The following is a 16,747-nucleotide window of genomic DNA, read 5'->3' as shown; positions in this document are numbered from 1 at the left end:
TCCCCTCGATCGCTCAAAGTCACGAGAGAGACGGCGGCCAGGAATTTGCGGCCGCATTTCAGCAATCCCTTACAGTTCTCACTGAGCAGATCGGCGCCGAGTGCAATATGCCCTAGGCACCCAAAGCGTAGGGCTCAACGAGGCCGGCAACGTCCGCTCTCGCTCAGCGGCGAGCATTAAAATGGCGCGAGGGCTTCAACCTTTACTACCCTCGCGTCACTCCTTCGTCGTTGTACGACACGCGGGCCATGCTTCTCCAATCACTTCCAGTGCAGATTTGATGAATAGCAGGGCGATCACCGCGCCAGCTACGATGTCCGGCCAGCCGCGTCCGGTCAGCGCAACGACAACGGCAGCCACTAGTACACCGAAGTTGGCTGCGACATCATTGCGGGAGCACTCGAAGGTGCTTTTCATGTTGATGTTGAGCGCGCGGAACCGCCACAGCAATGTCAGGCACACCAGATTGGCCATCAGCGCGATGGCTCCGAACCCCAGCATCAAGCCGCTGGAAGGCGGCACGCCGTGGACCAGCTTGCTGACCACCTCCACCACGATGAAGACAAAAAAGGCCAGGATCAGTAGCCCCTTGGCGAGGACTGCGCCAGCTTCCCAACGCGCCCCCCGGTTCACCGCCCACAGGCTCAGGCCCTATACGATTGCGTCACCCAGCATATCCACCGCATCAGCCTGCAGAGTACTGGAGCGCGCCACGATGCCCGCGCGGAACTCGATGAGGAACATCACCAGATTGATGACGAGCACCGCCACTAGTACGCGTCGCTGCGCACTATGGAGAGCCAAGGCTTCCAGTTCCTGGCGCTTGTGGCCGCAGCAGTGGTCCATGGATGACTCCCGCCAAGCTGTGGCCTGGCTTGAGAAAGGTTCGGACCATCGTTATCAACCCTGTAGCCACTACAAGGTCAAGCCCATGTCCAACCACCTAACCATCGGCCAGCTGGCCCGCGAGACCGGCAGCAAGGCCGAAACCATCCGTTACTACGAAAATATCGGCCTGCTGCAGCCGCCGCTACGGTCCGTGGGCAACTACCGCTACTACGGCGCCCAGGACCAGAGGCGCCTGTCGTTCGTTCGCCGGGCGCGGGAACTGGGCTTCTCCATCGAGCAGATCCGCGAGTTGATTGCCTTTGGTGAACAGCGCGAGCACGAGTGCAGTTCAGTGGATGACGTGGTGAAGGCGCATATCGCCGACATCACACGCCGGATTCGCGACCTGCAGGCGCTGCAGGGCAAACTGAAGCGGATGATCGGCAATTGCCCGGGCGGCCGCGTAGCCGATTGCAGGGTGCTGGAAGCCCTTCAGTCGCAGCCATGACCCTGCTGACCCATCCACATCAGAACGAAACCTGCGCTCGCACGCCCATGGTATTGCCGGAATCAGGCCCCTGGGCGTTGCCGACCTTGTTGTCGGTCTTCCAGTGAACATAGTTCAGCATCAGGCGCGACCAGTTGTTGAGGTACCAGTTCACCCCGAGCGTCCATGCGGTGCCCTCGCCGCCCCGGGCCGCATCGAGAAAGTCGTAGCGGTCATAACGCGCAGCCAGCTCGAAGGCGCCAACGCCACCTTCCTGCACCGGGCGCAATACCCGTGTGGTGCCCCATACCCCGGAGCGGCTGCTGAATCCGGGGCGCTCGCCGGTGATCAGCCAGCCTGCGTAGATCGATGTCGCCCGCTGGTCGACCGAGTCGACCGTACGTGACTCGATGGTGCGGGTGGTTTGTTCGGCGAAGGCCCAGACCGGACCATACACTCCGCCCAGCTCCAGCCCCCAGGCGCGGTTGTCGGTGACGTTGGCGATGGAGCTGGCCGACACGCGCACGTTGCCGTTCCAGCCCAGCGCGATCGGAGAGGTCTTGTTGATGCTGCCCACGTCCTGGCCGAGATTCTCGTACCAGTACCAGCCCCCCAGATGCACGAAGCCTGCCTGCCCGCGTAGTGGGTTCCAGTGTGCGCGCAGCAGATACGCAACGGTGTCGCTGGCCGTGCTGTCATTGCCGATATCGTCGCCGGTCACCGCCACACTGGCGTGCCAGCCATCACCGATCACCTTCGTGGTGACGCCCAGCCCGTAGTACCCGCTCTGCTGGGCTCCGACCGACGCCACCGCATTGCGCTGCATGAAAGGCGTATTGACGCCGCTGGTGCTGCCATCGAGGCCACGGTCCTTGAGCTTGTTGCCCACGTAGATTTCCGTTGGCAGGCCACTCACCCGCGTGTCCCAGGACAGATAGGTGTCCTTCAGCGAGACATCGTTGCCCGCAAAGTCCGCATCGATCTTGTAACCCAGCGGTCCCATCCGGCCTTCGGCACCGAGGCGGCCGCTGGCCAGGTCGGTGCCGGTGATGTTGCGTGCGTCGAACGCGGATCCGTGGGTACTGCTGAAATCGACCATCACCCGGCCGCGGGGGTGGAAGGTGAACTGGCCATCACTGCTGCGGAACTCAGGGCCGCCCTTGCGCCAGCGCACATTGCCACCCCCTCCTCCACCGGTTGCGGCGAGCTGTGCCACCTGTGCCTGCAGAATGGCCATGTCGTCCTGGCGGGTGTCAGCGATGGCCGCAGCCAGCTGCGCATCGACGCCCGCACCGCTGCTGGGTGCCGCGCCGGTACTTTGAGCGGTCCCCTCCAGTGCAGCCAGGCGTGCGCTCAGCTGCTCCAGCAGTGATGCCTGCTCGCGCAGTTGCTTTGCCTGCTGCTGCACCTGCGCACGCAATCCGGCTTCGGTATCGCCAGCCGCGGCCAGCACAGAGGGGGAGGCCAGCAACAGGCAGCCGCCGGCAGCCGCGCCAAGCGCGGCACGATTCAGTGAATTCATGCAGTTCTCCCGAATGAAATACGGTGCGCGGCTCAGTCGCCCGCGCCATCATCGTCAAGCTGAGCTGCAGCGGCGGGTATCGCGCTGGCATCGTGCGGCTGCAGCCGCGCAAGCGGCGGCCCGAGGTAGCCGTGGCTGCGCGCCCAGTTGGCAAAAAGCCGCGGCCACTGCGCCACCAATGTTCCGGGCTTGCCCAGCCCCCAGCTATGGCCTCCGGCTTCGAACAGATGCAGCTCCACCGGAATGCCTGCCGCATGCGTGGCCTGGTACATCGCCACGCTGTGGCCGACATCGACGGTGCGATCGTCCACGGCCTGGGCCAGGAACACCGGCGGCATGTCCTTGCGGACGTGTTGTTCGACCGAATAGGCCTGCTGCGCGTCGCCTTGGCTGGCCAGTTCCCGCTTCGACCGGGTGTGGTCCAGCGGCGCGCGCATTGAAACGACCGGATAGATCATGCCAAGGAAGTCCGGACGCGCGGACAGCTGGTCGGCTGCATCCACCGGCGGATACAACGGCGCATCGAAGCGCGTGGCAACGATCCCGGCGAGATTGCCGCCGGCGGAAAAGCCCAATGCGCCGATGCGCTCCGGATCAACCCGCAGGCTTGCGGCCTGCGCGCGCAGCAGCCGCATGGCGCGCTGGCCATCCTGGAACGGCGAAACCGGTGCCCATCCATCGGCAGGCAGCCGGTAGTACACCACGGCTGCGGTGACACCCAGCGATTGCAGCCACTGCGCGGTCGGCTTGGCGGCGCTGCCGATCTGGATGCGGAAGTAACCCCCGCCGCCGAAGATCACCACGGCTGTTCCGTTCGGTTTCAGCGGTCGGTAGATCTCCATGCGCGCGTCGCTGATTCCCGAGACCGCGCCCTTCGCGCTGCCTTCGACGCCGGTCCGTTCCGGTCCACGCGCGCGTTGCTGCCAGTGGTCCTGCGGCCACAGCGGAACCACCTCGGGTGCCAGTGCAGGCGGCGCCGCTGGCACCGCGCCGGCAAGCAATGGATTCAGCAGGATCAGAAGCACTGCCAGCCCGCGCAGCTTCCCCGCATGCAGACTCATATCACGCCCTCCCGTCGGCCTCTACGGGGGGAAGTGTGCGTCGAGTTGCGCTGGCGACCTATAGCCGGATGGGACTAGCTGGGCCGTGCTCTTCTGTGTGCGCCGCAACATCAAAGTGGACACCTTTGGCTGGAGAGTCGCCATAGGATTTGCCATGACAATACTGTAAGGCTTCCTGGTCTTCTTACCCCTCCCCGCTCCGGCAACTGGCTCTCTACTGCTGATGACAGCGCTGCTGTCCATGGCAAGCGACTCGCGCGATGTTTGGCAGATTATGGCTCGGCTCTACCCGGGCCACTGCGGCGGGATGCCCTCGTAAGCGATACATGCCCCCGCGCTCTTCAAAGCATCTCTGCAGTTCTGTGACAGAGTGCCGATACATCTTAAGCAGCAATGCGATTCTGATTCAGCGCCGGAGGCAGTTCCGTTCAAGGGGGAGCCGATTGACCGCCACCAGCAACCGCACTCGATTCCTGTTGACAATTCTAGGGCCTGTAGCTCTGTCCATGCTAGCGATGCTGATCGTCGCCCAGGCCGTTCTTTACGTGGAGGACAGCGAGTCCACAGAGACCATTGCTGAAGCCGTCGTGGTCCGGGCAGAGACTGTCTCGCAGGCAAGAAGGGTCGCTTCAGACGCGGCGCTAAGGTCTACCTTCGCGTTGTGTTCCGACGCCGACATTCGAGCACTCAAGGAAGTCGCTTTCGATTCCAGTTATATGAGTGACGTGGGCCGGATCCAGGATGATCACCTGCTGTGCAGTGCGCTTTGGGGAAGGATCGTTCCGTTCAAGCTTCCTGCGCCGCACTATTCATCGGGCGATACCAAGCTATGGAATACGTCCGATCTCGTTGGCTCGCCTTACGGAGGCACCAACCTGATCGCCCAGGGCCGGACATTCACGGTGTCATCGCCCTCGTCCTTCGATGGCTTGGACCCGGCGAGAACCAGCACATTCACTGTCGAAACGCGTGATCGCTCCTATGTGTTCCGGAGTGTGGAGCCTGCAGCGGACGCCAGTGAAGCCACATCATCCCGCATACGGCTGAGCCGATGCAGCAACAAGGCAAACGTCTGTGCATTCGTATCACGGCCCCGGCGGGGCATCTGGGACCTTGCCCCCTCTCTGCTCTACACCATCATCGGCATAGGTGCCGCGCTTGGCATTACCTTCTCGTACCTCCTAATTCGTCGAAACAGGACCGCAAGGCAGACGCTCCAGCAGCGCTTCAGCCTTGCCATGCGCCGAAACGAGATCGAGTTGGTGTATCAGCCTCTATACACCGTTGTGGATAGGCACCTTGTCGGGTTCGAAGTGCTAAGCCGCTGGAGCCCAGTTGGCGAAGGCGAAATATCTCCTGGCATCTTCGTACCAATGGCCCGCCAACTTGGCCTGAGTTCAGATCTTTTCCGGTACGTACTGTCGAAGGCGCTGAGAGAGATGGCACCGGCCCTCGCCGGCGAGAATGCACCATACCTGAGCATAAACGCTGAGCCCGTTGACATGGCTTCGGAGGACACTGTTCGTTTCGTCGTAAGCGTCACGCAGCAGGCCGGTGTTCTACCGGATCAGGTCAGGATCGAGATCACCGAACGTGAGGAACTGGTCTGCCCTGGCGTAACCGCACACATGGCAGCGTTGGCAGCATTGGGATTCCGATTCCTCATTGATGACTTCGGAACTGGCAGCTCCAACTTCTCACACTTTGCCCAGTCCCCCTTCATCGGTATCAAGATTGACCGCATGTTCGTATCGGCCATCACCGAGGAATCACCCTTGCGCCCGGTGTTGCCGGGCATATACCAGATCGCTCGCCAGCTCGGCCTGGAGGTGATCGTGGAAGGAGTGGAGACTGCAGAGCAGGATGCATTGCTGCAGCAGATCGCGCCTTCTGCAGTAGGCCAAGGATGGCTATACGGCATGCCTGTCCCGGCTGAAGCCGCCGCTGTCCTGGCCAAATCACACAATGGCGACGAGCCATTCACTGACCCGTGAATGGCTCCTGTTCCACTATGTACCCGCGCCGAGGAATGGCGCAGCAAGACGAAAGACCACTGTTACATGCACGAGCCTTCCCCACTCAGTGCAACCGAACGGTTGATGGTGTTCACACCCATCGCTGTTGACGCCCCGAAAGGGCATCGTCGAGATCGGATCTGAGTCGAACCTATGCGGCCTGCACGTAGGGGGCTACAGCTGCGGCCAGCACATCAATTCCCCACACCGATCCAGCAATTTCCTCAGGCTCACTCTTCTTGAAGCGCGACCAATCGGCCCTTGCCAGCTTGCCCACGAGCAGCTGATCGGCGGGAAGCCGATGCATTGACCAGTAGGGGAACTGCCTCGTAGATACGCGGCCTCTCGCCAGTTCTACGACGCCCGTGTGGCTCGTCGATTGCAGCACGCGCTCATAGACGCTGGCGACCCCATCTTCCGGGCCTTCAAAGTACTGCACGAATCTAGCTCCGTCGTACAGCAGAACTCCCGTCACGCCTGCAACTTTGTTGAACCTCGCAGCATCGGCTACGAGCGCTTCCAGCTGATCAATCGAAAGACCTTCAACTGCTTCGCTTGCGTATACAACGGCCCGAATGGGCATGGTCTTTGCCTTGAAAGAGGGCCACATCGGCACCTATTCACACTCTACCACTCGGCACAAGTAGGGGCCGGGATGCGCATTCTTAACTCTTCAGAATCTGCTGCTCCCATCAACGAACCTAACGCCCGAGCAAGCCGCATTATGGGCGCCCCACGTTCAGGACTTCGTTCATCTTCATGCGCGACATCGGACAGTTCTATGTAACAAGCGTCGAAGGAGTGACCCGTGCAGATGGCACCTTGCTTCAGGTAACCCGCATTGATTGCTCCTGCTTGAAATGCTCACGGCAGTTCAGAGCGACCCCCGGGCATGGACTGGTTGACCTCAATGGTGCTGCAGCTCTCGACTGCCCTGGCTGCGGGAACCACCAGTCGGTCAGTCGTGCCAGGCTTGAGGAATTCAGCTCACAGGGCAGCGAGTAGGCGGCGGCGCTACGGCGCCTCAACATCACGCCCACGTTCCCGATATCTCCTTAGCCGTATCTTTCCGCAATAGACCTACTTCGATGCCCCGATGAGTCACACCGGCATATTCAAGATCACTGATCTCACCTATAGGCTTGGCGCAGAGGGTGGCTTGGCCCGTGCCCTGCAGATTGAAGCCACCTGCACTGCCTGCGGGGCAGCCGGCGTGTGGAACGAGCAAGAGATGGAGCATGTCAAAGGGGGAACCGTGTTGTCCTGCCCCGTCTGCGGTAAGCGCCAAGCAATCAGCAACGCCCGCCTGATTGCCTGTCCATCAGATATCCGTCACCCCCGAAGCTGAACGAGACGTGGTTCACATTTTCCATCGTCTGGCGCGACAATCGTGACAGGGGCCTGTCGGCCCCCGCCACGGGGAGTGGAGCCATGTTCAAGCGAGGGGAAGACGCGTTCCTGGTGCTGGAGCTGCGTGTAAGGGAGTGCGAGCGCCGTATTGCAAAGTCCGATGGCCGAACCAGGGCATTGGAATGCGCCATGCGGGCGGTTGTCTCCAGCGCTTCCAATCCCGCGGCCTTGCGCGCCGCGTGGGCGCAACTGATTCCGATGGTCGTGGAGAGCCATGCCGACGAGCGTAGAGAAGCGACCAACGACTACCTCGATGGACTACGCCAAGGCCTCAAGTTCGTTGCTGAGCAGATTGACGCGGCCGCAGAACGACCCTGCCCTCCTCGGAGATAGTTCCGAAGGCCGATCTAATCCTCGGTCACTTGATCGCGCCCTGCCCTAGGGCGAATTCCCTTCGATGGCCCAAACGCTGTCCTTGTGGCCGACCTTTGCGCGCTTCCTGGATTGCCTCGCCAGTTGCCAGAGAATGGCAGCAGCGACAAACGCGGTCGCGTCCACCGCCACCCCCGCACTTGAATGGTTCCAGGTGCCGGGGACGCCGGCCAAAGCCGCAAGGCTGCCGACCGGGATCAGTGCCGTCACTATCGCGCCAACGTACAGCAGCTCATAAGCGGAGCGCGCGGCCCCACGCAGGAATGCCCAGGCCACTGCCAGCAGGAAGGCCACATAGTAGATGCCTTCGTGCCATGCCGGGACATTGGCAACCAGCCCAGGGAGCCACTTGGTAGCGGCCAGTGTTGCCGAGACGCCGATGACACAGCCTAGGGACACTCCGATGGTCAGAGATCCCAGCACCCGGGTGGATCGCTTCTGCTCCGGCAGGTTGGCATCGCGCTGCTTCTTGCGCCGTGACTCGATCCATAGCAGGTTGCCGGTGTAGAACACGATCGCGCCGCCAAGCCCAAGCAGCAGGTACATCCAGCGCACTGGGTTTCCGCCAAAGCTGCCGAAGTGAAGCATGAAGAAGGCATTGACCGCCGTATCCCAACCGCCCATGTGGCCGGGGAGATCATGCGCATCCACCTCGCCGGTGTAAGGATCCAGATGAGTGCTCATGTAGGTGCGGGCGCGGGTGCCGTAGCGGATATCCAGGCCGGTGACCCGCCCCTCGACCACACTGCCCTTCTGCTGGAAGCCCAGGCTGTAGACCTCGAAACCTGGCAGCTGTGCCTCTACCTTTTCCAGCAGTGCCGGCGCAGGCAGAGGCTGGGCGCCCGGAGCGGGCCCGGCGTCATGCTCCTCGCCCCATTGGATGCCGTTGGGGTAAACCACCTTGTCCTGGATGTCGTAGATCTGATCGTGGAACGCGAATACCACGCAGGTCACAGCCATGATCAGGTGGAACGGCAGGCTGACAATGCCCAGCGCGTTGTGCACATCCAGCCACATGCGCTTGATGTTCCTGCCTACCCTTACGGCGAAGAAGTCTTTCACCAGCGTTGGCAGCAGCACGATGACGCCGGAGATCAATGCCACGGCATACATCAGCGCAATGATGCCCATGATGGGGCGCGAAACCGCATCCGGGAACGGCAGGCCGACAAACTGGTGCAGCGTATCAACAAGCTGCGCCACGGGCGCCTTGCGCAGCTGCTCCACCTGAAGCCGCCCCTTCGCGTCGAAGCTTGCGCCAAATTCGGTGAACTGCCGCGGCTTGTCGCCACGTACTCGCCAGATCACCCGGGCAGGTGCCTCCGGCGAGGTCTGCACCATCACGCTGTAGTTCTTCGCCGCCTCGGGGTGCGCCTTCAGCACGGCCACCAACAGGTCCGGCGCGCGTGCCATCGGCACGGGTGCAGACAGTGTTGAAGGCGGTGTGGCCCATCGCTCCAGCGGCTTCTCGAACATGGTGATCGAGCCGGCATAGAAGGCAACGAACAGCATCAGGCCAGCAAGGATGCCGACCCAGATGTGCACGTCCTTGTAGACCTTGATGATGTCGTTGCGGATTTTCATGTGAGGTCTCAGCCCAGATGGCTTCGCGCCAGCCAGAGCGCGCCAAAGGCCACAGCGTTGGCAGCGCCCAGCCACAGCCAGGCGCGTGCGCTGCTACGGAAAAGGAAAACGAATGACAGGATGGGTGCCCACAGCAGCGCAACCAGCCACATGTTGAACTGGGCTTTGCCACCGCCGCCATCAATGCCGCCGGGCCCGAACCAGGCAAAGAGGCCGGACAAGGCCAGGGAGAGCCCGAAGCCCAGCAGTACGCCGGCGCAGGTCTTTCCGAACCAGTGCCGGCTCTGCAGCTTGTCAGGGCTGGCCATGGGCACCTCCACGCTTTCGTGCGCGCCAGACACCCAGGAAGGGCGCGGCCGACCAGACCAGCATCAGGATCGTCAACCAGGTGAAGAAGGCCGCACCGCTTCCCATCAAAGACAGGAACAACGCCAGCGAGACCAGCGACAAGGTGCTGCCGGGAATCCATTTCCCGCGGACAGGCCAAGGTCCGGCGCGCCGCCACTGCTGCTTCGGTGACGCCAGATAGAACAGCCATGCCCCAGCCACACCCGTGGCTGAAGCCAGCAACGCTATCACGACTGACATTGTGGAAGTCTCATACGAAAGCCCCGTGACCTGGCTGGCCGGTCACGGGGCAGAAGGGTTACCAGGTGAACCGGGCGGTGGCCGTGACGGTACGTCCCGTGCCGAAGAAGCACGAGGAGACACCGCTGCACGTGGTCACGAAACGCTTGTCGGTCAGGTTGCTGACGTTGAGCGCGAACTGCGTGCCGACGCTTCCGATCGCGCCCACGTCGTAACGGATGGCCGCATCCCACATCGTGTAGGACGGAATCAGGTAGACGTTGGCGCTGTCACCGTAGCTTTCGCCGTTATAGCGGACGCCTGCGGCAAGGCTCAGGCCTGCGAGTGCCCCGCCCTGGAAGGTGTAGTCGCCCCACAGCGCGGCAGTCCAGTCCGGGACCATCGCCAACTGCTTGCCCTGATAGCCGTTGTTGCTCTTGGTGACTTCCGAGTCCATCCAGGATGCGGCGCCGATCACGCTGAATCCATCCAGCGGGGTGATGCGGCCTTCCAGTTCAACGCCGCGCACGCGACCTTCGCCATCCTGCACCTGGCACTGGCTGGACCCGGTGGTGCCACAGGTGTTGTGGCTAGGATCCGGATCGTTGGTCAGGATGTTCTGCTGGCGCAGATCGTAGGCCGAAAGCGTGATCAGGCCATCGAATCCAGACGGCTGATATTTCACGCCCACTTCCCACTGCTTGCCGGTGATCGGGTCGAAGGGCGCCCGGTCGAAGGACTGGGTAGCCGTGCTGCCGGCCGGCTGGAACGACTCGGCGTAGCTCAGATACGGGGTCAGGCCGTTGTCAGCCACGAACAGGATGCCCGCGTTGCCGCTGAAGGCTTCGTTCTTGATGCGGCTGGGCGTGCGTGCGCCGTAGCGGTCCGTGGCGACGGTGTACGACTGCGTCCAGGTATCGTCCTTGGTCCAGTCATAACGGCCACCCACGGTGAAGCGCCACTTGTCCAGCGCGATCTGGTCCTGCAGATAGGCGCCGGTCTGGCGGTTCACGCCACCGGAATAACTGATGCTGTTGGTGACCGGAACATAGCCGGTGTAGATGGGATTGAAGATGTCGATCGGCGCCGGATCACGCATCGCACCGCGCGCCGCATCCCAATCGGCCTTCTGCCAGTCCACACCCACCAGCAGCGTGTGTTCGGCCGAGCCGGTCTGGAACTTGCCGGTAATGCGGGTGTCGATCGTGTCGCCTTGGGAGTCGCCCTCGCCCCAGGTGGCGCGCCGCTTCTGGGTGCGTCCGTCCGGGTTCAGGCCGCCATTGGTCACTACGGTGCGGAAGGTCGATTCAACGTTGGTGTGGCGAGCGCCCTGGCTCAGGGTCCAGTTCTCATTGAAGGCATGCTCGAACAGCCAGCCGGCCGTCCAGATCGTGCGGTCGTAGGTGTTCCAGTTCGGTTCGCCAATGAAGGTCCTGTTCTTCATGCGCCCATAGGGGGTGGCCTTGAGCGTTCCGTCCATCGGCAGGAACTGGTAGGTCGAGCCGCCGTCGTCGCGCTGATAGAGGCCCAACACCGTCAGACGGGTGCGCTCGGCGATCTGGAAGGTATAGCTGGGAGCCAGGAACCAATGCTCCTGCTGGGTGTGCTTGATCTGCGTATCACCGTCGCGATACAGGCCCACCAGACGACCCAGATGGCGCTTGTCGTCCGACGCTGCGCCCACATCGAACGCGCTGCTGTACTGACCGTTCCCGTCCAGGCCCAACTGCAGCACCTGCTGCTGGTCGGGGGTCGGGGTCTTGCTGACTTGGTTGACCATGCCACCCGGAGCCACCTGGCCATACATCACGGCCGACGGCCCCTTCAGCACCTCGACGCGCTCCAGGTTCCAGCTGTCCACCATGGTCCGGTTCCACTGGCCACCCTGCGGCGCCCGCATGCCGTCGATGGTGACGTTGTTGCTCCAGCTGCCGGCATCGAAGCCACGGATGCGGAAGTCGTCGACCCGGTTGTCGATGCCGCCGCTTTCCAGGACAACGCCGGCCACGTAGCGCATTGCCTCGTTGAGGTTCTGCACGCCGCGGGCGTCGAGCTCCTCGCGGGCAATGACCGAAACCGATTTGGCCATTTCGGCAACAGGGGTATCGGTCTTGGTCGCGCCGGAGGTGTGGGTGGTCGTTCGATAAGCGTTGACCCGCACGGCATCCAGCGTGGTGGCACTGCCATCGGGTGTCTGCGGTGATGAATCTTCAGCGTGCCCCACCAGCGGCAACGCCAGCATCAGGGCAACGGAAGTGGACAACAGGGTGCGCATGGGCACTCGGGAGGTAAGGGTGATCTTGGACATTGGAGGGCCTACGGTAGGAAGTGCGCCCTAGGCGGCAGCTGCGGCGGCGTTAATTTCGCGTTAAATAATACCAAATGCAAATCGTTCGCACTAGCATCCGGATTCACCTCACCCTTCTCGCGCTCTCCGCTCCTTCGCCCCGGATCGAACCGCGGCGCACCAGCAAGTGCGCGAGGACGCTTCCCAACTACCCCGGCTTAGCTGCGCCCTTCTCCGTACCGGGGTGCCCAATATGTCCACAACGACGGCCACCAACACAACGAAGCTCAGCACTGAACTTGCCGACGGCTGCAATCTGGCCGTGGTCATCAATGTCCGGGCCCTGCAGTTGCGGGGCTGCGCTGTCTCCGAGCAAATGACCGGGAACTGGTACTCGTAGCTTTGCCAACGCCTGGGCCCTCCGTTCGCGACTGCCTGCATTGATTCCCTTTTCGGATCGCGGCGGGCAGGATTGGGGCAATGAGCTTCTCCAGCTTCTGCAGTCCTGCGGATTGGTCCAAAGCATGAGCCGCTTCGCAAATGCTGGCCCAATGCAGTTGCAGAGAGCTTCATGGGCACCCTTAAGACGGAAAAGGCTGCCGATCCGCACTCCCCCGAGAGCGAGCCAGTCAATCCACCGCGGCCTACCCAAGGCCTCTACAATCCACCGGCTGGTCTGTCGGGTGCCAATCCCCCAACACCCATACTTCCGGGCTCATGGTCGTTGCCTTAAGTTGCTTCATGGCGTCCGTTCTGAGGGAGCACGGTCACGTCGCCATGGCGAAGCAACCACCTGTCGCTGCCGCGATCATGCAGCCTACTCAGTACCCGTTGATGTCGAACATCATGGATGCATTTCCAAGTCAGCTACGGTGGAGCAAGCTTGTGTCCTATGTTCCTTAGGGAATTGACTTATGTGGTGCGCCCGGCGGGTAGCTGTCGTGTTGTCTGGTCTAATGCCTTCCTAGGCTAGGACCCTACCCCATCGGAGAAACAGCCCCATGACCACTACGTCCCCTCCTCGCTTGCTGACAGCCACAGAAGTTGGCGTCTGCATCCGCCAGCTCCGTGAGCAGCGCCGCTGGTCACAGGAGCAACTGGCTGTGATAGCAGGACTGAATGTGCGCGCCATTCAGCGGGTTGAACAGGGCAAATCGGCCAGTTTCGACATTCGACGCGCGTTAGCTCACGCCCCTGAACTCAGCGACATCGACGCAATCAGTAAGCCCTTCCGGCTGCCCACGACCGAGGAACTGCAGGCGATGCAGGCACAGGTCGAGGACCGAGTTCGCCACTCTGATTGACTAATATCATGAGTACCGCGACTGCCAAGACTTGTACTCGGAAACCGAGAGGCTCGTTGTCTAACGGACGGCTCGACAATCGCGAATGAAACCACCTCACGAAACTCTCGGGACGGCCCTGGGCAGTTGACGAGCGTGCAGCAAGGGTTGACGCGGCGATTGGCATAGCGCTGGCCAAAGCGAGGGGTGCCGACTAAACGCAGCACTGGCCGGGGGCATTCATGGTTGGTCGGTCACATCAGATCCGTAATTCTGAGATCATCTGGGTCCGATCTTCTGAACCAGGCACGCTTGCGCGCCAAAGGCCGATGCTCGAATGATCGCGCACCTCGTCGAACTATCTCTCGCCCAAGGAGCTCAATAGCTGACTGCTTCCATGATCCTCTGGATGTAGTGACTAGTACGACCTTTTTCCCAGGGAACATGTTGCTCCTAACAAACTCCCAAGCCGGCGGCGCTGGGCAACCACGCCAGATGGGTGTTCCCAAATAGATAGCGTCATAGGGAGCTAGATCCATCCACGCGGGATTTATCCACGCGTCATCAAGCCCCCCATCAGCCATAGCATTCACCCACCCGGCCAAGCCTAATGAGTAGTCAAATGCTTCGACAGCACGCAGATCGGCGTGTAACTGGTCCGCCAGATAACTAGAGGCTAAGGCGGTGTGCCCAGAGCGAGAGTAGTAGACCACCAGGGCATCGGGTAAAGGAGATCTCGATGGGGCCGGCGCCTTTAGCTTCTGAAGTTTCTCCAGCCTTCGTCGCGCTGCCCACACGACACAGCAATCAATCACCTTGATCCCAGCGGCAAGCGCGACGATGACTACGACGAGCTTAGTGATTAGTATCATTCAGTACTCTCCATCATGCACTCCCCCGTTACTTCTGTAGTCGCTCTGCGAGGTACTGCACTCAAGGACATTGCATGGTCGAACACCCGCGATCGTCGCCATCCACTATAGCGAGCGGCTAATAGTGAAGCTTCCGAACACCGGCGACTGGCGCTGGCCATAGAACTCGCGGGTGCTGTGGTAACGCGCCATTGCGAATTTCCAGCGCCCGCGCATCACCGCGATGCCGTAGCCGCCTTGGGCGACCACGTGGCGCTTGTCCACGCTGTGGCTGTTGCGGAAGGTGTTGCCATCCAGGGTGATGTCGCGGATCACCCATGCCGCGTCGGTGGTCGCAAACAGGTGCCAGGACCAGGCGCTGAGGCGGCCGCCACGGGTGGGCGCGGTGTTCTCGCCGGCCGGGCGCAGCGGAGTGCTGCCGAAATCGTCCGGCAGCTTCCAGCCGAAGCGCACTTCGCCACCGGCATTGGCCTTGGTTTCCAGGTTGCCGATCGCACCACCATAGTGGCTGATCGCATCCCAGCCCCAACCACTGGCATTGACGCTGGCATCGGCAGGCCAGCGGCGCATGCGCTCGTGGGTCAGCATGAACACCGGCTCGTTGTGCAGCTGGTTGTCCCAACCCTTGAACTTCTCGTCCCCCAGCGCGTCGTGCACGGCGTTCTGCACCTGCCTGCCCTGGGCCCAGGGCCCGACCACGCCCACGGCCAGCTGGATGGTCTGCAGGCGGTCGCCGCTGCGTGCGTTGAAGCCGAAGCTGGCCAGCAGCACGCCGGCATACGGCCGGTCATCCTCGATCAGGTCGCGGCGGGTCGGGTCGGTGGGGGTGAAGATGGCCTGGCCGATGCTGAAGATCATGTTCTGCTGCTCGAACCTGCCGGGGTGCAGGCCTTCCAGGTACTGGTTCACCCAGCGCGCCATGCGCGGCAGGCACGGGTCGGCGGTGTAGTCGACCAGGTTCGGCGAGACCAGGGTCAGCTGCGCGCCGTTGGTATAGCCCTGGTCTTGGTGGCGGCCACCGAACAGGTCGTTGTCGACGCGGAAGCTGATCTGCGGCGGGTGGTCGCGCATCGCGTCCGGGCCACATTGTTCGGCCGCCTGGGCCACCGGGGCTCGGGCAGCGGCCAGGAACACGAGTGCCGCCATCACAGACAACCGACTAAGCGCCAGTCTTTTCATGGGCTTGCTGCCATTTGACTCAATGTGAGGTTCAATTGAAGATCTAATGCGCTGTCGCAGTAGACCCGGAGGAAGGGGTTTGAGCCATACACCAGGCCATCAGCCGGCCGCACGCCAATTGCTTTCAAAGGCGGCGCATCCCTGCAGCAGTATCTAGCGCTCTTGGGCTCGCCAAGACGTTCGCCTGAGCAAGAGATCGTCCAGGCCCTCCCTAAGTGCCGCAACAGCCGGCGCCCCAGGTGCTGACCTAGACTGAAGGGCACGTCACCTCGCTGCGAAGCAACGTCAGCCGCTCAAGATGGACGTTTCAGAATCACAGTCAGTTTGTTGATCTCTGACTGAGAGAATGGCCACCCCGCCAGCAACTCCGCATCATGTGAGGTGGGGCATATGCGCTCGGCGGGCTCGCCAGATGCGTCCAGGAATGACTCCGGTCGCAGCGAGTTTTGTGGAAGGCTCCCAATCGCAGGGCTAGCCTCCGTGCTGAGCACGGAGGCACCACCGCACTAGCTACTTACGCCGACCTGTCCACGCCGAAATGGAGCTACGAAGCAATCTAATGGCCCAGACTGCGACAACCGACGCGCCGATGAGGCCTGTGATTGAGTCCAGCCATGTCACGTCCCAGATCATTCCCACGACAAGTGCAGTAATTGCGAGTGCCGTTACAGCGGTGTCCGTAGCGACGTGAAGATAGGCCGCACGAAGATTGGGACTCCTGCGCGCACCGGGCCCCTTCTCGTCAGCATGGCGCTCATGCGGAACGTGGCAGTGATCAACCGCAGCACCTTCGCGATGGTAGGCAGAATGTAGCCACCGCGCTGAGAATATATTTGTAATCAAACCCGCAACGGCGATGGCAAGCGCTTCTGAGTACTGAACAGCCTCTGGCGCATGGAGACGCTCCGTCGATTCATAGGCCATCGAAGCGGCAATCCAAAGCATGATCATCGCGCTTACGCTCGCCGCGATGAGCTCAACCGCTAGCACCCGAGCCGCGCGCTCTGGGCGGCTCTGATTCCGCTCAGCGTACCAAGCGATAGAAAGTGCGAACAGGAGCACCAGCACGTGAGAGCTCATGTGCCAGCCATCTGCGAGAAGAGCCATCGAGTTGAAGGCCCATCCTCCAGCAATTTCGACGGACATCATGACCGCAGTGAGAGTCGCGGCCTTCGTAATTGCCCGTGCGTTGCCGGTGCTCTGTACGCCCTGCAGAGTCCGCTCGTGCATTGCGTTGGGGGGAAGCAAGGACATGGTCGAAGACTCCAGGCTCTGAGCGA

General features: G+C 61.9%; 12 protein-coding genes and 1 pseudogene. 3 read left to right on the top strand and 10 right to left on the bottom strand.

Going from position 1 to position 16,747, the window contains the following annotated elements; all coding sequences use genetic code 11:
* Nucleotides 1-216: 216 nt before the first annotated feature.
* Nucleotides 217-744 (bottom strand): annotated as a pseudogene (locus E5790_RS20975) (cation transporter).
* Between the two features lie 100 nt (nucleotides 745-844).
* Here E5790_RS20975 and E5790_RS20970 point away from each other — a divergent pair.
* Nucleotides 845-1,336 (top strand): helix-turn-helix domain-containing protein, encoded by a 492-nt coding sequence (locus E5790_RS20970; RefSeq protein WP_232418982.1) that lies wholly within the window; start codon nucleotides 845-847, stop codon nucleotides 1,334-1,336.
* Between the two features lie 19 nt (nucleotides 1,337-1,355).
* Here the strand turns inward: E5790_RS20970 and E5790_RS20965 are convergent, their stop codons facing one another.
* Complete coding sequence (locus tag E5790_RS20965) at nucleotides 1,356-2,837, bottom strand: porin (RefSeq protein WP_005413324.1); 1,482 nt, start codon at nucleotides 2,835-2,837, stop codon at nucleotides 1,356-1,358.
* A 32-nt stretch (nucleotides 2,838-2,869) separates the two neighbouring features.
* Nucleotides 2,870-3,898, bottom strand: a complete 1,029-nt coding sequence (locus E5790_RS20960; RefSeq protein ID WP_005413325.1) for an alpha/beta hydrolase — start codon at nucleotides 3,896-3,898, stop codon at nucleotides 2,870-2,872.
* Between the two features lie 506 nt (nucleotides 3,899-4,404).
* Here E5790_RS20960 and E5790_RS20955 point away from each other — a divergent pair.
* Nucleotides 4,405-5,892, top strand: a complete 1,488-nt coding sequence (locus E5790_RS20955; RefSeq protein WP_232418984.1) for an EAL domain-containing protein — start codon at nucleotides 4,405-4,407, stop codon at nucleotides 5,890-5,892.
* A 172-nt stretch (nucleotides 5,893-6,064) separates the two neighbouring features.
* Here the strand turns inward: E5790_RS20955 and E5790_RS20950 are convergent, their stop codons facing one another.
* From E5790_RS20950 to E5790_RS20920, 5 genes are all read right to left on the bottom strand, one after another.
* Nucleotides 6,065-6,496: a BLUF domain-containing protein gene (locus E5790_RS20950; RefSeq protein WP_032966734.1), complete on the bottom strand. Its 432-nt coding sequence runs from the start codon at nucleotides 6,494-6,496 to the stop codon at nucleotides 6,065-6,067.
* Nucleotides 6,497-7,701: 1,205 nt separating this feature from the next.
* Entirely contained in the window at nucleotides 7,702-9,279 is a 1,578-nt protein-coding gene (locus E5790_RS20935; protein ID WP_005413328.1) for a PepSY-associated TM helix domain-containing protein, read from the bottom strand.
* A gap of 8 nt (nucleotides 9,280-9,287) precedes the next feature.
* Nucleotides 9,288-9,587 carry a hypothetical protein gene (locus E5790_RS20930; protein ID WP_005413329.1) on the bottom strand — a complete coding sequence of 100 codons (300 nt, stop codon included), beginning with the start codon at nucleotides 9,585-9,587 and terminating at the stop codon, nucleotides 9,288-9,290.
* Nucleotides 9,574-9,729, bottom strand: a complete 156-nt coding sequence (locus E5790_RS22010; RefSeq protein WP_005413330.1) for a hypothetical protein — start codon at nucleotides 9,727-9,729, stop codon at nucleotides 9,574-9,576. Before E5790_RS22010 ends, E5790_RS20930 begins: the two co-directional genes overlap by 14 nt.
* 196 nt (nucleotides 9,730-9,925) lie before the next feature.
* On the bottom strand, nucleotides 9,926-12,121 hold the full coding sequence (locus E5790_RS20920; protein WP_005413331.1) for a TonB-dependent siderophore receptor: 2,196 nt from the start codon (nucleotides 12,119-12,121) through the stop codon (nucleotides 9,926-9,928).
* Nucleotides 12,122-13,134: 1,013 nt separating this feature from the next.
* Here E5790_RS20920 and E5790_RS20915 point away from each other — a divergent pair.
* A complete protein-coding gene (locus tag E5790_RS20915) occupies nucleotides 13,135-13,437 on the top strand; it encodes a helix-turn-helix transcriptional regulator (RefSeq protein ID WP_080101810.1) in 303 nt (100 codons plus the stop codon).
* Between the two features lie 956 nt (nucleotides 13,438-14,393).
* On the opposite strand, the gene E5790_RS20905 is transcribed toward E5790_RS20915, so the two are convergent.
* Both E5790_RS20905 and E5790_RS20900 read right to left on the bottom strand, forming a co-directional pair.
* Entirely contained in the window at nucleotides 14,394-15,434 is a 1,041-nt protein-coding gene (locus E5790_RS20905) for a lipid A deacylase LpxR family protein (RefSeq protein WP_162292552.1), read from the bottom strand.
* Nucleotides 15,435-15,977: 543 nt separating this feature from the next.
* A complete protein-coding gene (locus E5790_RS20900) occupies nucleotides 15,978-16,721 on the bottom strand; it encodes a cation diffusion facilitator family transporter (RefSeq protein WP_050557869.1) in 744 nt (247 codons plus the stop codon).
* Between the last annotated feature and the right edge of the window lie 26 nt (nucleotides 16,722-16,747).

The organism is Stenotrophomonas sp. PAMC25021 (assembly GCF_004795795.1).
Classification (GTDB): Bacteria; Pseudomonadota; Gammaproteobacteria; order Xanthomonadales; family Xanthomonadaceae; genus Stenotrophomonas; species Stenotrophomonas muris.
This window is presented reverse-complemented; position numbering and strand designations above follow the sequence as displayed.

Coding starts and splice junctions, on each gene's coding strand:
- E5790_RS20970 (WP_232418982.1), top strand. CDS start 845: ATGGATGACTCCCGCCAAGCTGTGGCCTGGCTTGAGAAAGGTTCGGAC.
- E5790_RS20965 (WP_005413324.1), bottom strand. CDS start 2,837: ATGAATTCACTGAATCGTGCCGCGCTTGGCGCGGCTGCCGGCGGCTGC.
- E5790_RS20960 (WP_005413325.1), bottom strand. CDS start 3,898: ATGAGTCTGCATGCGGGGAAGCTGCGCGGGCTGGCAGTGCTTCTGATC.
- E5790_RS20955 (WP_232418984.1), top strand. CDS start 4,405: ATGCTAGCGATGCTGATCGTCGCCCAGGCCGTTCTTTACGTGGAGGAC.
- E5790_RS20950 (WP_032966734.1), bottom strand. CDS start 6,496: ATGCCCATTCGGGCCGTTGTATACGCAAGCGAAGCAGTTGAAGGTCTT.
- E5790_RS20935 (WP_005413328.1), bottom strand. CDS start 9,279: ATGAAAATCCGCAACGACATCATCAAGGTCTACAAGGACGTGCACATC.
- E5790_RS20930 (WP_005413329.1), bottom strand. CDS start 9,587: ATGGCCAGCCCTGACAAGCTGCAGAGCCGGCACTGGTTCGGAAAGACC.
- E5790_RS20920 (WP_005413331.1), bottom strand. CDS start 12,121: ATGCGCACCCTGTTGTCCACTTCCGTTGCCCTGATGCTGGCGTTGCCG.
- E5790_RS20915 (WP_080101810.1), top strand. CDS start 13,135: ATGACCACTACGTCCCCTCCTCGCTTGCTGACAGCCACAGAAGTTGGC.
- E5790_RS20905 (WP_162292552.1), bottom strand. CDS start 15,434: ATGGCGGCACTCGTGTTCCTGGCCGCTGCCCGAGCCCCGGTGGCCCAG.
- E5790_RS20900 (WP_050557869.1), bottom strand. CDS start 16,721: ATGTCCTTGCTTCCCCCCAACGCAATGCACGAGCGGACTCTGCAGGGC.